Annotated in this window: 16 protein-coding genes; 7 read left to right on the top strand and 9 right to left on the bottom strand. The window is 65.9% G+C overall.

All coding sequences use genetic code 11. The annotated features are described in order from the left end of the window. Window positions 1-207 precede the first annotated feature (207 nt). Both IPG14_RS04600 and IPG14_RS04595 read left to right on the top strand, forming a co-directional pair. The gene (locus IPG14_RS04600) at window positions 208-873 is read left to right on the top strand and encodes a sigma-70 family RNA polymerase sigma factor (protein WP_343391023.1); all 666 of its coding nucleotides are present in this window, start codon (window positions 208-210) and stop codon (window positions 871-873) included. Between the two features lie 10 nt (window positions 874-883). After that, window positions 884-1,741: an anti-sigma factor gene (locus IPG14_RS04595; RefSeq protein WP_343385395.1), complete on the top strand. Its 858-nt coding sequence runs from the start codon at window positions 884-886 to the stop codon at window positions 1,739-1,741. A 30-nt stretch (window positions 1,742-1,771) separates the two neighbouring features. On the opposite strand, the gene IPG14_RS04590 is transcribed toward IPG14_RS04595, so the two are convergent. Beyond that, window positions 1,772-2,641: an FAD:protein FMN transferase gene (locus tag IPG14_RS04590; RefSeq protein WP_343391022.1), complete on the bottom strand. Its 870-nt coding sequence runs from the start codon at window positions 2,639-2,641 to the stop codon at window positions 1,772-1,774. A 44-nt stretch (window positions 2,642-2,685) separates the two neighbouring features. Here IPG14_RS04590 and IPG14_RS04585 point away from each other — a divergent pair, with 44 nt between their 5' ends. Continuing rightward, window positions 2,686-3,633, top strand: a complete 948-nt coding sequence (locus tag IPG14_RS04585; RefSeq protein WP_343391021.1) for a YegS/Rv2252/BmrU family lipid kinase — start codon at window positions 2,686-2,688, stop codon at window positions 3,631-3,633. Here the strand turns inward: IPG14_RS04585 and IPG14_RS04580 are convergent. Next, on the bottom strand, window positions 3,630-4,175 hold the full coding sequence (locus tag IPG14_RS04580; protein WP_343391020.1) for an MOSC domain-containing protein: 546 nt from the start codon (window positions 4,173-4,175) through the stop codon (window positions 3,630-3,632). The two genes, IPG14_RS04585 and IPG14_RS04580, sit on opposite strands and share 4 nt — an antisense overlap. Before the next feature lie 151 nt (window positions 4,176-4,326). On the opposite strand from IPG14_RS04580, the gene IPG14_RS04575 reads away from it, so the two are divergent. Beyond that, window positions 4,327-5,508 (top strand): thiolase family protein, encoded by a 1,182-nt coding sequence (locus IPG14_RS04575; RefSeq protein ID WP_343385391.1) that lies wholly within the window; start codon window positions 4,327-4,329, stop codon window positions 5,506-5,508. A gap of 69 nt (window positions 5,509-5,577) precedes the next feature. Further along, window positions 5,578-6,333: an SGNH/GDSL hydrolase family protein gene (locus IPG14_RS04570; protein WP_343391019.1), complete on the top strand. Its 756-nt coding sequence runs from the start codon at window positions 5,578-5,580 to the stop codon at window positions 6,331-6,333. A 47-nt stretch (window positions 6,334-6,380) separates the two neighbouring features. Here IPG14_RS04570 and IPG14_RS04565 read toward each other — a convergent pair whose 3' ends face one another. The 7 genes from IPG14_RS04565 to IPG14_RS04535 all read right to left on the bottom strand — a co-directional run bounded on the left by IPG14_RS04565 (window position 6,381) and on the right by IPG14_RS04535 (window position 12,741). Beyond that, complete coding sequence (locus tag IPG14_RS04565) at window positions 6,381-6,812, bottom strand: hypothetical protein (protein WP_343391018.1); 432 nt, start codon at window positions 6,810-6,812, stop codon at window positions 6,381-6,383. A 177-nt stretch (window positions 6,813-6,989) separates the two neighbouring features. Next, window positions 6,990-8,255 (bottom strand): MFS transporter, encoded by a 1,266-nt coding sequence (locus IPG14_RS04560; protein WP_343385388.1) that lies wholly within the window; start codon window positions 8,253-8,255, stop codon window positions 6,990-6,992. A 129-nt stretch (window positions 8,256-8,384) separates the two neighbouring features. Next, window positions 8,385-9,761: a DUF6351 family protein gene (locus IPG14_RS04555; RefSeq protein ID WP_343391017.1), complete on the bottom strand. Its 1,377-nt coding sequence runs from the start codon at window positions 9,759-9,761 to the stop codon at window positions 8,385-8,387. 25 nt (window positions 9,762-9,786) lie between these two features. Further along, window positions 9,787-10,356, bottom strand: coding sequence for a dTDP-4-dehydrorhamnose 3,5-epimerase (gene rfbC / locus IPG14_RS04550; protein WP_343391016.1), 570 nt, complete (start codon window positions 10,354-10,356; stop codon window positions 9,787-9,789). A gap of 2 nt (window positions 10,357-10,358) precedes the next feature. Beyond that, entirely contained in the window at window positions 10,359-11,396 is a 1,038-nt protein-coding gene (locus tag IPG14_RS04545; RefSeq protein WP_343388265.1) for an NAD(P)-dependent oxidoreductase, read from the bottom strand. 52 nt (window positions 11,397-11,448) lie between these two features. Continuing rightward, a complete protein-coding gene (gene rfbD, locus IPG14_RS04540) occupies window positions 11,449-12,303 on the bottom strand; it encodes a dTDP-4-dehydrorhamnose reductase (protein WP_343391015.1) in 855 nt (284 codons plus the stop codon). Between the two features lie 42 nt (window positions 12,304-12,345). Next, window positions 12,346-12,741, bottom strand: a complete 396-nt coding sequence (locus tag IPG14_RS04535) for a PPOX class F420-dependent oxidoreductase (RefSeq protein WP_343385383.1) — start codon at window positions 12,739-12,741, stop codon at window positions 12,346-12,348. Between the two features lie 101 nt (window positions 12,742-12,842). On the opposite strand from IPG14_RS04535, the gene IPG14_RS04530 reads away from it, so the two are divergent. Then, entirely contained in the window at window positions 12,843-13,475 is a 633-nt protein-coding gene (locus IPG14_RS04530; RefSeq protein WP_343385382.1) for a thiamine diphosphokinase, read from the top strand. Window positions 13,476-13,574: 99 nt separating this feature from the next. Continuing rightward, window positions 13,575-14,336: a hypothetical protein gene (locus IPG14_RS04525; protein WP_343391014.1), complete on the top strand. Its 762-nt coding sequence runs from the start codon at window positions 13,575-13,577 to the stop codon at window positions 14,334-14,336. Window positions 14,337-14,348: the final 12 nt, after the last annotated feature.

Raw genomic sequence — 14,348 nt, 5'->3', positions numbered from 1 at the left:
CAGCCCCTGCAAGCAGGGTAAGGCCCAGCATTCCGGCTGCCAGGGGACGCGTGAATCGGCGCATCGGCGGTCACTCCCGTCTTAGTCCCTCCAGTGTCGGACACCTGCCAGTAGCGTCGCGTAAATGGATAAGCCGCCTTTCGACAAGAACGGTAAAGTCGCTGGTTCGGGCGCGGGCCGCATGTATGATCTCGATTTGAGATACCTATGGGGACTCAGGGGAATCCGGAAACGGCTGGTATACGTAACGTTGGTAGGACGGTCGTCTTCGCCCGTCCCGCGGAGGCGGAACTCGCCTCCCGCGCCGATTGGCCGGATGAAGCCCTTATGCTCGCTATCGCCAGCCGCGATGAACTAGCCTTCGCCGTTCTCTACGACCGGTATGTCGACCTCGTCTACTCGGCTTCGTTTCGCATACTCGCCGATGCCGGGCTGGCCGAGGATACGTCGCAGGATGTCTTCGTCCGCCTTTGGCGCCGGCCCGAGGCATTCATCGCCGATCGTGGCCGGTTCCTCAGCTGGCTCATGAGCGTCACTCGCAACCGCGCCGTCGATGAGCTCAGGGCGCGCGGCCGGAGACGGCGCCGCGAAGGCGGCCCCCTCGGCGAGCCCGATGAGGCTGCCGAGCCGCTCTTCGCCACTCATCCACCCGACCCCCTATCAACGGCCGAACTGCACGAAGAGCAGCTCGCCGTCAGGACTGCCTTGCGGGACCTGCCAGGAGAACAGAAGACTGCCCTCGAGCTCGCCTATTTCGGCGGGTTCACGCAGCAGGAAATAGCCGCCCGCCTCCACGAACCGCTGGGCACCGTGAAGACTCGGATTCGCCTCGGCATGCAGAAGCTCCGCAAGTCGTTGGAAGCCAGGGGTTAGGGCGCGAGCGATGACAGGCGAACACATCACTCAGGAGCAGGCGGACGAATTCGCCATCGGTTCGCTCGAACCGGCGTCCGAACATGCCGTCACGGTTCACCTTGCCGAGTGCCCGGCCTGCCGCGAAATCGTCCGCGATTCAGAACGCCTGGCCGCCAGGTTCGCGATGAGTTCCCCGCTTAAGCGGCCACCGTCGCACCTGAAGGACCGCGTCCTTGCCGCGGCCGGTATCCGCCGCCCAGGGCCGTTGCGCCGTGTCGCCGGCTATGCCAGGACAGCGGCCGGAATCGCCGCCGTCTTCGTCGCTGTGGCCGCGTTCACCGGCATGGTCTGGATGCGGGGAGAAATGAGCGGCCTTCGCGACGACGACGAACGGCTCCAGCGGAAGATCGATGAGGCCCTCTCCCAGGAAGTCGAAATCGCCGCCCTCACGCGGAAGCTCGATGACCAGGAGAAGGAAGCTGCTCGCCTCGCCGATGCAGCGACCGGAGACCAGGACCTCATCGTCGCTCTCCTCTCAAACAACACGAGGATCGCCGATGTCGTCCCGGCCGCCGAAGATTCGACATCCATCGGCCGCCTCGTTTGGGACGGCGACCAGAAGCGAGTCTGGTTCGTCGCCAGTGACCTGCCCCAGCGTCCGGCCGGCGAAACCTACCAGCTCTGGGTCAATTCGGGCGGCAAGTATTACAGCCTCGGTACCTTTGCCGCCGATCCGGACGGCTTTGCCCGCCACCAGACAATCGTCCCCGAAGGCATCACCAGCTACGACACCGCGGTGGTCACCATCGAGCGCGCCGGCGGCAGCCCAATCCGCCAGGGCCCGACCGTCTTCCTGGTCTACGATCTCTCGCGCCTGAAGGACTGAGCGGCGCCTCCACCCGTCGGCGCTGACAGTTCACCAGCCCTCTGACACCGGCCGGGCGCCATCGCGTCCATAGGCGAGCACGGCCAGCCCCGCCCGCGCGGCGCGCTCCATCACGCTCGGCCCGCCGATCAGCACAGCCTTCGCCCACACTTCTGCCAGCCAGCAGGCTTCGGCCTTCACACTCACCTGGACGAACGGCGAATCGGAGGGCATTCCTGTCCCGGGGTCGATGAGGTGGTGGGCCTCACCTCCGCCCCTGACCGTCCATCGGCGCTTCAGCGTTGTCGAGGTAGCGATCGCGCCGGTCAGCCGGCCATTCCACCCGGTCGACCCGTCGGGTGCGGAGACATCCATCGCCCAGCCCGTCCCCGTGGCGTCATCGCCAAGGCACCTGATGTCCCCCCCGGCGTTCACGAACGCGTTTCGGTGGTCGGTCGCGAGGTGTTCGGCCCCGAGGTCAGCCGTCCATCCCTTCACGATCCCGCCGAGATCCATCTGCCCGGCCAGCAGTTCCACGGAAAGCCCCGAGACCCGGATGACCTTCGCCGGATCGGGCACGCGCTGCGGCTCGAGTGGGCCCTCCGCGTCGATCTCCTTGAACGTCCGGTCGTACCCCGCCTTCGCCAGCGCCGGGAGGACCATCGGGTTGAAGTACCCGCCGGTCAGCTGATGCGCATCGATCGCCATGGCCACGACCCGCGCGAGCCATGCGTCCTCGATGACCTCGCCCCGGTTCAGCCTCGAGAGCAGGCTCTGTTCGCGGAAGCGCGAGAAGCGCTCCTCCTGCTGTTCGAACAGCAGCCGCACGCCGATGAACGCGCCGGGCGGCGGCGCCCCTGCCGTCTCGATGAACAGGTCGATATCGGTGTCCATCGCCCGAAAGCTCTCGTGCGATTCCAATCGTGCTCCTTCACCTTCTGCCCGGTTCGCGCTAGGGTGAGTCTGTGACAGAGAGCATATCGCCTGAAGTGGCGGCAAGGCCGCTCTTCATCCTCAACCCGAACTCCGGCGGCGGCCGTACAAAGAAGCGCGTCGGCACCATCATCGACGCCATCGAGCGCGCCGGGCTCGCCGCCGACATCGTTTTCACGACTCACCGCGGCCACGGCACCGGACTCGCCGAAGAAGCCATCGACGCCGGCCGCGAGTTCCTCGTTGCCTGTGGTGGCGATGGGACCGTCTTCGAGGTTGCCAACGGCATCCTTGCCAGGGGCGCAGGCGACCGCGTCCGGCTCGGCACCATCGGCCTCGGCACCGGCAAAGACATCGCGAAGGCCCTGGGTATTACCCGTGGCAGCCTCGCCATCAAGGCGATTACCGCCGGCCTCGAACGTCGCATCGATGCCGGAAAAGTCACCGCCCGCGACGAAAATGGCCAGGAACAGGTCCGCTACTTCCTCCTCGCCGCTTCGGCAGGCTGGGTTCCCGAGATTTCGCAGTCAACACCGCGCTGGCTCAAGCGCCTCGGCGATACCGCCCCGTACATGGTCATGACCGGTGTGAGGATGCTCGGACCAATGGGCCGCCAGTTCACGCTCGCCATCGATGGGATGGCGTACGACGGCCGCTACAACTCCGTCAGCGTCCACAACATGGAACTCTGGGGCGGAGACCTCGTAGCCGCCCCTGGCGCCGCGCCGGATGACGGCATCCTCGATGTCATCCGCTGGGGCGACCTTGGCCGCCGAGCCGTCCTCCAGGCGGTCGACGGTCAGCGGAAAGGCGGCACCCACGTCGACATGGAAGGCGTCGACCGCCACCCCGCGAAGATCGTCGAACTCTCTTCGCCGAAACGCTCACGGCTCGACCTCGATGGCGAGCTTGGTGGCTTCCTCCCGGCGAAGATCGAGATCGTCCCCGGCGCCCTCCGTTTCGTCGCGCCGCTTGCCTAAACCGGTCTCAGTGGCTCCGCGCTTCCGTCAGGAAGCTCGACCACGATCGCGTCGCCGGGACGGACTTCTCCGCCTGAAACGACCACGGCCATCACGCCGGCTCGCCGCTCGGTCACGTTCCCGGCGCCATCCTGCGTGATGCAAGCCTTCATCAGGCCAGCCTGCAGGCCGTTGAGTTGTCCACAGGGGTTCCGCAGGCCCGTCACCCGGATCGCGGCCGTTGCTCCCAGGTGCAACACAGCGCCCGTTGGCAATCCGAGGATGTCGATCCCCCGTGTCGTGATGTTCTCGCCCATCTGCCCGGGTCCAACCGCGAAGCCTTGCTCCCCGAGTTGTTCGTGCAGCTCCGAGTGAATCAGGTGCACCTGCCGCAGGTTCGGCTGGGTCGGGTCGATAGCGACCCGTGAGCGGTGTCTCACGGTTGTCCCCGAATGCACATCGCCTTCCACGCCAAGGCCCTCGATCAGGCGGATCGAGTCTGTTTCTGCCTTCGAAAACGTGTATTCCGCGCTTCGGTGTACTGCTTCCACAATCCCGGCCATAGGTCTGGTGCCCCTCCGTAGTGTCTCCAGCATAGGCCGAACGACGGTCGGACACCGTGCTCGCTTTCCAGGCGACGCCCGGCCCGCCACGTACCCCGGATGCCGTACACTTCCTTCGCACCACGCAAACAAACCTCACAAGGAAGTCCACATGCGCGAAGTCGTCATTGTCGACGCGATCCGCACGCCCCTCGGGCGGCGCGGAGGCGTCTTCTCCCAGAACCACCCCATCGAAACCTCGTCACTCCTCCTCAAGGAACTCGCGAAGCGCAACAGCTTCGACCCCGAGATCGTCGACGACGTGATCTATGGCTGCGTCAGTGAAGTCGGCGCGCAATCGACCAACCTCGCTCGCAATGTCGTGCTCACCGCCGGCTGGCCGTACACCATTCCCGGCGTCACCCTCGACCGCCAGTGCTCCTCCAGCCAGCAGGCTGTCCACTTCGCCGCCAACCAGATTGGCTCCGGCGTCCACGAGGTTGTCGTGGCGGGCGGCACCGAGTTCATGTCGCAGATCCCGCTCGGCGCGAACGTCGGCCAGAACATGGGCTACCCCTTCACCCAGGCGATGCAGGACCAGTACGACCTCACCTCGCAGGGCCTTTCTGCCGAGCGCATCGCCGACAAGTGGGGCATCACCCGTGGCGAGGCCGATGAGTTCGCTGTCGAAAGCCAGATGAAGGCGGCCCGTGCCCAGAAGGAAGGGCGCTTCAAGGGCGAGATGGTCCCGGTGCCCGGCAAGAAGAAGAACAAGAACGCCGATGGCACCGAGGAACTCGTCGATGCCGTTATCGACTTTGATGAAGGCATCCGCCCGAACACCACCCTCGAAGTCCTCACCGCGCTGAAGCCCAGCTTCCGCGAGAACGGCGTCCATCACGCCGGCAACTCCAGCCAGATCACCGATGGTTCGTCCGCTGTCCTCCTTACTCACCTCGATAAGGCGAAGGAGATGGGCTGGAAGCCTCGCGCCCGCATCGTTTCCCAGGCCGTCGTTGGCTCGGATCCGGCGCTGATGCTCACCGGCCCGATCACCGCGACTCCACTCGCCCTCCAGCGTGCGGGACTCACGATGCGGGATATCGACCTCGTGGAGATCAACGAGGCGTTCGCCAGCGTCGTCCTTTCGTGGAAGCGCGAAATGAACGCCGACATGAGCAAGGTCAACGTCAACGGCGGCGCAATCGCCCTCGGGCACCCCACCGGCTGCACCGGTGCTCGCCTCTTCGGCACCATCATTAACGAACTCGAGCGCACCGGCGGCCGTTACGGTCTCATCACCATGTGCGTCGGCGGCGGCATCGGCACCGCCACCGTCGTCGAACGCATCTGACCTGGTCCGGCTGAGGGTCAATTCGCGAGGCGGGCACGAGAGTGCCCGCCTCGGTCTATGATCCCGGGAATGACTCGGCTCTTCGTGGCAGGTCACAGCGACTCCGGGACGGCGTTTCTTCCCGAAGGTGTCCTTCCGTGGCCCGAACGCACCCGCGCCTGGGTCGCGGCCGGGACCGGCGAGCCTTGCGAACTCAGCGAGGTTCGCTTCGCTGCCATGGGCTCCCGTGCAGTCGACTACCTTGTCGGCGCGGTCGAGAAAGCGGAGCCAGACATCGTCATCCTCCCGCTGACGGGGTTCGTGATCGCCGTCGGGACCGTTGCGGAGAGCGTCCGAGCCCGGTTCGGCCCTCGCGCAGCGCGACTCTTCCTCGCCTCCGAAGCTCGCTTCCAGGGGCACACGCGTGAAGGCCGGCTTCGCCGCTCGGCAAACCGCGCCGCCCGGAAGGCGGCCCGCCGGGTGCTCGGCACTCGCCCGCTTTCGACCGTTGAACAGACCACCGCGATCTTCGAGGAGATCATGGACCGTCTCGCCCGAAGGGAGTCGACCCAGGTTGTCGTGGTTCGCGATGTGCGTTTCTCCAAAGAGGTCCAGGAGCGCGAGCCGCGCGTCCACGAGCGTTTCGATCGCATGGAGGCTCGCCTGCTCGCCGTGGCAGCGCGGCACCACTTCGTCGTGGCCGATCTCGAAGGAGCGATCAGCCGGGCTCCCGATCGAGACGTCTTCTACCAGGATGACGGCGTCCATACGACTGCAGCGTTCCACGACGTCTACCTCCAGTTGATGCAGGAGGCGGTCGGCCAGGCACTTGCCACGCGCGCATAGGAAGGGGGTCCATGCGCTGGATCCCCCTCCGACGCCTGCTTGGCCGCTCAGGTTCGAGTGATTTCCCTCACCCGGTCGAAGTACCGCCGGCACACCGATTCTGAGTCCTCCGGTGCGTCGTCGTGGACGGCGGCGACTACCTCCCAGTCATCGAGGTGTCCGTAGTACACCTCGCCGCCGACGGCAACAGCGATGCCATGTGGGTTCGCCACAGTCCGGCACGACCCCGGTGGAAGGTCCAGCCTGCGAATCGCCACCCCGGCGTCATCGATCGACTCGACGACGCCGCGAAACCAGCGCCAGGCGATTTCCGGCAGCGAACTGCCCTCATCGATGGCTACCAGTTGCTGACGGCGGATACGGACCTTATCCCGGACCAATTGCGAGAACACCGCGCGGGTGGTCTCTCCCGATTCGACAAGGCGCACGGTGCACCCCGTCTGGTCGCATTCCACGACCGTACCAAGTACGAAACTCAAGTGGTTCTGACTCCTGAAGTGCGCGGGCGTCGCCCGCGGGCCACTTCGCCCGCCGCGCTACGCCGCGAGGCGCGCCCGGGTGGCGAAGGTCATCGTGGAAGTTGTTGCAGTTTGCATAGACACCTCCTCTTCGCTCGCAGGAATGGTAGGCATACCACTCGCGGATGGCAAGCCTGCCTACGCCCGCGCCACCACAGGCTGTCGCCACCCATGCGCCCGCTGCGTCGCAATCACGAAGAACAACGCCCCCAACCCGGCCATCGTGGCCGAGACCGAGAACGCGGCCCGGAAGCCCGCATGTTCGACCACCACGCCGAGCAGGAGCGCGCCCATGCTCAGGCCAAGGTCATTTCCGAGCGTGAACGTGCTCAGCGCCCGGCCGCGTTCGGTTGGCGCACAACGGTCGACCAGGAGGGCCATCATCGCGGGCTGGAACGAACCTGCGCCGGCCCCGAAGAACGCAGCCGCCACGAACATCTGCGCGGGATGTGATGCGGTCGCCATGACGATCATGCTGAGCGACAGGGAAGCGATGCCCGGCACGATGAACCACGATCGCGGATACCGGTCCATGTACCGCCCCAGGCTGAGCCGCATCATGATGACCATCCCTGCGTACACCATGAACACCGAGCCCGCGTTCTCGAGCCCGTGATCGCGGGCGAACAAGGGCATGAACGTCACCATCGACGCCATCACGAATGAACTCGCGAAGTTGATCGATGCGGGGAAGACTCCCGCCCGTGAAAACAGGTTGCCGAGGTCGAGTTTGCGTCCCGCTCCCACTCCCGTCGGCCGCGTTTCGCCGCCGAGCGCGGCAATCCCGAGGGCAAGCACGCCGACTGCCGCGGAGAACAGGAAGAGCGAGGTGAAGTGGAGTTCGCCGGTCTCGGCGCCGCTTAGCCAGCCCATCCGGCTGGTGAGGGCGTCGTCGAATCCCGTTAGCCACCCGGCGTGGATGATGAATCCGCCCAGCGCCGGGCCGATCGCGAAGGCAAGACTGTTGGCAAGTCCGTAGTAGCTCATCACCTCGCCGCGCCGGCTTGGCGCAGCGACATCCGCGATCGAAGCGCTGGCCGATGTGACGAAAATCGCCATCGAAGCGCCCGTCAGCAGCCGCAGGACCGCCACTGAGGCAACCGACTGCACCACGTTGTAGAGCAGTGCATTGAGGACGAACACCGCCAGTCCCGTCAGCATCACTGGTCTCCGCCCGTAGGCGTCGACTGCGTATCCGACGAATGGCCGTGCCACCAGCGATGCCAGGCTCGACATGCCGATCAGCAGGCCGATTTCGCTCTTCGCGCCACCCAGGCGTTCGATGAAGAACGGCAGCGTCGGGAAATAGAGCAGGTAGACGCTGAAGAACAGGAAGTTCAGGCACGTCAGGCGAACGACTGCCGCGCTCAGCAGGGGCTCAGGGGTCGATTCAGGCGCTGTCAACTAATTCACGCGACCCGAATGAGTTGGACGCATCCTGTTCCCGCCGCCACGGCCTGTCAAGACGCTGGGTGCACCAGCCCGGTGGAGCGCTGGACGGGTTCGCCCCAGGACACCCCCGCCCCCGTTGCCTCAGTTCACCCCGCCCGGGTCCCCCGCCCGCAACGGGTTCGTGAACTCCATGCCGGCGTTCGCCAGGTCCCCGGAAAGGTCTTCGCCCTTCGGCTTCTTCCCATCGCGCACCCACGCCGCAAGGTCCTGGAAGGCCGTGGTCAGCTCTGGTTCACTGAACTTGCAGTGTCCCCCTGCACGTATCGCCCGCTGTACCAGGAGGTCGCTCTTTCCCGCTTCCGTCACCGCCTTCTTGTAGTCGCGCTCCATCGTGATAGGCACGAACAGGTCGCCCGTGTTGTGCAGCGTCAGCAGTGGGACGCTGATCTTCCCGGTCGTCAGCGCCGCGTCGGGATACTGCTCGGCGTTGCGCGCTGCCGGGTCGCTCGCGAACCGCCGCACGCCCGCGTTCACTTCGGCATCGGTCAGGCCGAGCCCCGGGTCAATGTGGTAGACCACGCCGGTGTTCGTCGCCGCTCGGTTGACCAGCCCCTTCCGCTCCGGGTCCAGCAGGGCAAGCCCGAAGTTCACTGCGTACTGCTCCCGGAATCCTTCCTGGAAGAACGGCCGCGTCCCGCCGGTGAGGTTCTTGATGATCGACGCGAAGCGGAGGCCCCGTTGAGTCGGCGTCGCCGAACTCCCGAGCACCTTCGGCATCTCCTGGAGGATCAGCGTCCCGAGGTCCGCACCTGGTTGGCCGATGGGAAACGCCAGCCCGGAAGCGTATTCGGCGACCGCCACCCACGAGATCAGGTAGTCGATCTGCCCGATGCCCATCAGTGCCCCACAGAGCGCCAGGCCGCCGTCGTACTCGCCCGGCTGGTTTTCCAGCGCCAGCGCCACGACGTTCCCTCCCATCGATGCGCCCGTGATGTAGGTCCGCTTCGGTTCGCCGTACTTCGTGATGAACAGCTTTTTGAGCGCCAGCGTGTCATCGGCGCCGATGCCCGGTACGTAGCCATTTTCGCTGTACGAACTCGCAGCCCAGGCGTAGCCGCTTGCGATAAGGTATCGCCGCAACGCCGCCGGAGGCGCCTGCACCGCAACTTCCGTGCCGAACCCTGCGAACCCGTGCGCGAACATCACCAGCTCGCCGTTCCAGGAGTCCGGCATCTCGATCTGGTACGCCGCCCGGTCGATCTGCCCGAAAGCGGCCTTTGCACCGGCCAGCGGCGCGAAGCTCGGGTCCTTCGCCGTCGTCGCCACGCCCGAAGAGGTCCCCAGCTTCCGGATCGCCTGCGCCGGCGGAGTCGATGTCGCGGCGGCTCCCGTCGCCCTCGCCGTCGTCTGGTCGGCGTTCGTTTCCGGCGCGTCGGCAACACGTTCGTCCGTGGAACTGCAGGCGGCCAGCAGCAATCCCAGAGCCGCTCCAAGCCCGAGACACGTTCGTCGAATCATCGCCGAAGTGTACCCGCCGCGGCCGTCAAGCTCCGGTGTAGCGGAATGCCGGGTTCGCGCTGTACTGCTTCAGGCTCATCCCATTCTGGTCGCGCCCCGAAAGCACCGGATCATCGAAGGGCCACTCAATGGCGATGTCAGGGTCGTTCCAGGCCACCGTGCCCTCCGATAGCGGTGTGTAGAGTCCGGTGCACTTGTACTGCACCTCGGCGAACTCGCTCAGCGTCGCGAATGCGTGGCCGAACCCGTCCGGTACCCAGATCTGCCGCATATTCTCGCTCGTCAGTTCGGCCCCGACCCACTCGCCAAACGTCGGCGAATCGGCACGCAGGTCGACTGCCACATCGAGGATCGCCCCGGCCGTGCAGCGGACCAGCTTGCCCATCGGCGCCGTCGTGTCCTGGTAGTGCAGCCCGCGAAGCACCTTCCGCGCCGACCGTGAGTGGTTATCCTGCACGAACGCGTCCGGCAGCCCATGCTCCCGGTATCGCTCGGCGTGCCACACCTCTATGAAGAACCCGCGCTCGTCGCGGAAGAACTCCGTATCGATGAGTACGACGCCATCGAGCTTCGTCTTCGTAACGCTGATGTCCACACTTACTCCTCGATCGGTTCGAAGATGTTCTGCATCGCCTGGTAAGCGGGCCGCACCTGCTCCAGCAGTTCCATCCACGCGATGTTGTAATACCGCGGGTGCCCGAGCTGTTCGATCGGTGTCTTGCCGTACTGGGCGACCAGCTCGTTCACCGCGATGGCCGGAGTCGTCTCCAGTTTTAAATCCAGGCGCTTCCTCAGCTTCTCCCCCGAACAACGGTAGTTCCGCACGATCTTCGGCAGCGGTCCGTCTTCGAGTGCAACCGGTTTGCCCAGCTTGATCAGCGCGTTCGCGACCACCTCGGCCAGTTCTCGCACCTGGTAGTTCGAGCCGACCGCATTGAATGTCTCTCCGGCGACCAGTTCGCTGGGGGCCTCGAGGCAGGCCGCGTGGGCCGCCGCCAGGTCGTTCACCGCGATGAGTGGGCGCCACATGCGCCCGCCCCCGTGGAGGATGAGCCGCTGGCGCACGAGCGCATCCTTCACGAAAGCGTTGACCACGAGGTCCAGCCGCATTCGAGCGCTCAGCCCGAAAACCGTCGCCTGCCGCAGGATCACAGGCTCGAAGTCGCTACTGGAACGCCTCAGGAGTGCTTCCTCAGAGTAGTGCTTCGAAGTGGCGTATGCGCCCAGCGGCGCGATCGCGGCGGCTTCGTCGAGCAGCTCCTCCGAGCCCGCGGCGCCGTCGTAGAGCGAACACGAACTCCCGAAGACCAGCCTCTTCACTCCCGCCGCCCGACAGAGCTCGGCGATCGAATCGGTCGCAACGGCGTTCATTTGCCAGTTGGCTTCGGGGCTGAATTCGGCCGTCGGGTCGTTGGAAAAGCCCGCGAGGTGGTCGACGGCATCGATTCCTTCGAACACGCCCTCCGGGAGCCTTCGGACGTCGGCGTTGACCAGCTCCACCCCGGGGAGATGGGCGTAGTGGGGCAGGCCCCAGAACATCCGGTCGACAACGCGAACCTCGTGCCCGCGTTCCAGGAGCTTCGGCACGAGGACACTGCCGATGTAACCGGCTCCGCCGGTGACCAGGATTCGCATGGTGTGCTTCCCCTCCTGACCGAGCGTGGGCCGGATGGTACGGAACCGGGGCCTAGCGCGAAATCCCGTGCTTCTCGCGCATGTACCGGGCCAGCCCGTCCCGCCAGTGGCCGAGTTCGGCCCCGCGTGTGCTCTTCAGGACGGAATACATCGGGCGTTTCACCGGTCCCCCAAATTCCTCCGTCGTCACTGCCTCCAGCGGCGGTGCGACATCCGCCAGCCGGAAAATCTCGGCGGCGAAGTCGTGCCAGCTGCAGCCTTCCGAGGCGGCCAGGTGGACCACTCCGCGGACACCCTCGCGGATGAGCGGGAGGAGCGCCTCGGCGATCTCGGCCGTGTTTGTCGGCGCGGTCACCTGGTCACCGACAACCCGGATCGGGTTCCCTTCCCGCGCCAGGCGAAGCATCGTCTCCACGAAGTTCCCGCCCTTGCCCGCCGATCCGGCCAGCCCGTACAACCCGGAGACTCGTACCACCAGCGCGGCCGGGTTCGCGATGCGAACCACGTCCTCAGTTGCGATCTTGGCGGCGCCGTAAACGTTGACGGCACTCCGCGCGTCGTCCTCAACGTAGGCCGAGCCTTTTGTGCCATCGAATACGTAGTCGGTGCTCAGCTGCACAATCGCCGCCCCTGCATCGGCCGCCGCCCTCGCGACGTTCCAGCCGCCGAGGACGTTCACGCGGAAGCACGTCTCCGGGTCCTGTTCGCAGACCGGGAGGTTGTGGAACGCGGTCGTGTTGATGACGACGTCCGGACGGACCTCGCGCACAAGCCGCGCCACAGCGGCGACGTCGGTCACGTCCGCGTCAGCGCGCGTGGCCCCGGCGAGCGCGACATCCGGGTCGTCCCAGAGCCGCACAATGTCGGAGCCAAGCTGCCCGTTGGCCCCCAGGAGCAGGACGTTCATCGGACGCGATGCTACGTCGCCGCCCTGGTCAGTGCGAGCGACCTACCCCATCACCTGCACGTGCTCGGGCCGTATCCGGTAGATCACCCGCCGTTCCGTTTCCGAACGGTAAGGGTATGAATCCAGCCCCATGTACTTCTTCGCCAGCCGGTCGATGTGGGCATCCGCGCCGGCGTGCGTCTTTTCCTCGACCACTCCGCGGATCTGGATGTAGCGGTACGGGTTCGCCTGGTCATGGACAGAAATCGCCACACGACCGTCCCGGTCCAGGTTCCGCTGCTTCGCCCGGCCCTCCGCCGTGTTGAAGACAACGGTATCGCCGTCCAGGTCGATCCAGACAGGCGTGACCTGCGGTCCACCAGACCGCGTCAGGGTCGCCACGTGCGCGAAGTTGTTCCCCGTGAGGATGTCGCGATGGGAGTCGGGGATCGTAGGCATTGGTAACTTACCTCCAGTAATCTGCATCCAACACGTTAGCCTTACGGTCACGAATGTGCCAGTCGCTCGCGCCATGCTCATTTCGGGGCTTTACTACCCGCATGCGCGCCCTTCTCTTTGCGAATGGCGAAGCGCCGTCGGTATCTCTCGTGGCTGGCTGCCATCGGTCCGGCGACCTCATCGTTGCCGCCGATGGCGGCGCTCGCCACGCGCTCGCCAACGGCCTCATCCCAGATGCCGTCGTGGGAGACTTCGACTCCGTCGACGAGGCGACACGCGCCGCGATTCCCGGCGACCGGTTCCACCGCGCCGCCCGGCTCGATACCACGGATCTCGAAAAATCCGTTTCGTATGCGCTCTCACTCGGCTGCGACGAGATAGAAATCCTGGGGGCCGGCGGCGGCCGTTCCGACCACGCACTGGCGAACCTTTCCGTCCTCACCGCCTACCGCGGGCGGGCGCGAATTCGCATGCACGATGAACTGTTCACGATCAGCTCCGTCCACGGCACCGCCTCCATCGAAGGACCTGTCGGGACCGTGATCTCCCTCGTCGCCCTGGGCGAGTGCACCGGGGTTACCACCGAGGGCCTCCGCTGGCCGCTTCGCGATTTCACCCTCCCCTTCGGTCCTCGCGGCATCCACAACGAGATCGCCTCTTCACCCGCCGCCGTCTCCGTTCGCACGGGGGACCTGCTCCTCTTCCAGGGGCGCTGGATCGAAAAGCACGCGTAAAGGACCGCTGCGCCCCGCGGCACCTTTCGCCGTGGCTCCGCCATTGCATCACTGACCGGGGGCACTCACCCCGGCGAATCACGGAGGTTTCCGAAACACATGGGCTTCTCACTTCGAAGCAGCCGCATCGCATCCGTTGGCCTGGCCAGCGTCATCGCGGTCGGCATCATCGGCGCCAGCAGCGTCGCACTCGCCGACGAGCCGGGCTCCGGCACGCCCTCGGGCCAGGCGGAACGCCGCGCCCACCCCATCAAGCTCGGCATTGCCAGTGTCCTGAAGGACTCCGGGGTTACCCGCGAGGAACTCAAGGAAGGCGCCGGCGCCGGCCTCACCCTCGGCCAGATCATCGACCAGTACGGCGATGTCTCCGCCGCCCAGGCGAAGGCCAACGCGCTCACGGCCATCGCCGCCAGGCTCGATGAGGCCGTAACGAACGGCAACCTTACCCAGGAAAAGGCCGACGCCATCGAAGCGAAAGCTCCCGAACTGATCGACCGTCTCCTCAACGCTGTCCCGGGCAAGCATCGAGACGGTGGCGAGGATCGCGGTGGCAAGGTCCGCTCTGCCGCCAAGCACTCGCTCGAAACCGTCGCCGAAGTCCTTGGCACTGACGTCGCCACCCTGCGCGACCAGCTCAAGGGCGGCCAGACCATCGCCGACATCGCCGGCCCCCAGACCCAGGCCGTCATCGACGCCCTCGTCGCCGACGCCAACACAGCCATCGACAAGGCCGTCGCCGATGGCAAACTGCCAGCCGAAAAGGCCGACACCGCGAAGGAGCGTGCCGCCGCCGCTATCGCACGCTTCGTCAACGAAGGCCGAGCGGGCCGCGGTCAGCACGGACCTGCCAGCTCCCAGTAGTTCTCTCCCTCT

It is taken from the genome of Candidatus Amarobacter glycogenicus (assembly GCF_016704105.1).
Lineage (GTDB): Bacteria > Chloroflexota > Dehalococcoidia > Tepidiformales > Tepidiformaceae > Amarobacter > Amarobacter glycogenicus.
Note: the sequence above shows the minus strand (reverse complement) of the source record. Positions and strands in the feature narration are given on the sequence as shown.

Coding starts and splice junctions, on each gene's coding strand:
- IPG14_RS04580 (WP_343391020.1), bottom strand. CDS start 4,175: ATGGCCGGGATTGTGGAAGCAGTACACCGAAGCGCGGAATACACGTTT.
- IPG14_RS04575 (WP_343385391.1), top strand. CDS start 4,327: ATGCGCGAAGTCGTCATTGTCGACGCGATCCGCACGCCCCTCGGGCGG.
- IPG14_RS04555 (WP_343391017.1), bottom strand. CDS start 9,761: ATGATTCGACGAACGTGTCTCGGGCTTGGAGCGGCTCTGGGATTGCTG.
- IPG14_RS04600 (WP_343391023.1), top strand. CDS start 208: ATGGGGACTCAGGGGAATCCGGAAACGGCTGGTATACGTAACGTTGGT.
- IPG14_RS04545 (WP_343388265.1), bottom strand. CDS start 11,396: ATGCGAATCCTGGTCACCGGCGGAGCCGGTTACATCGGCAGTGTCCTC.
- IPG14_RS04525 (WP_343391014.1), top strand. CDS start 13,575: ATGGGCTTCTCACTTCGAAGCAGCCGCATCGCATCCGTTGGCCTGGCC.
- IPG14_RS04530 (WP_343385382.1), top strand. CDS start 12,843: ATGCGCGCCCTTCTCTTTGCGAATGGCGAAGCGCCGTCGGTATCTCTC.
- IPG14_RS04570 (WP_343391019.1), top strand. CDS start 5,578: ATGACTCGGCTCTTCGTGGCAGGTCACAGCGACTCCGGGACGGCGTTT.
- IPG14_RS04535 (WP_343385383.1), bottom strand. CDS start 12,741: ATGCCTACGATCCCCGACTCCCATCGCGACATCCTCACGGGGAACAAC.
- IPG14_RS04595 (WP_343385395.1), top strand. CDS start 884: ATGACAGGCGAACACATCACTCAGGAGCAGGCGGACGAATTCGCCATC.
- rfbD (WP_343391015.1), bottom strand. CDS start 12,303: ATGAACGTCCTGCTCCTGGGGGCCAACGGGCAGCTTGGCTCCGACATT.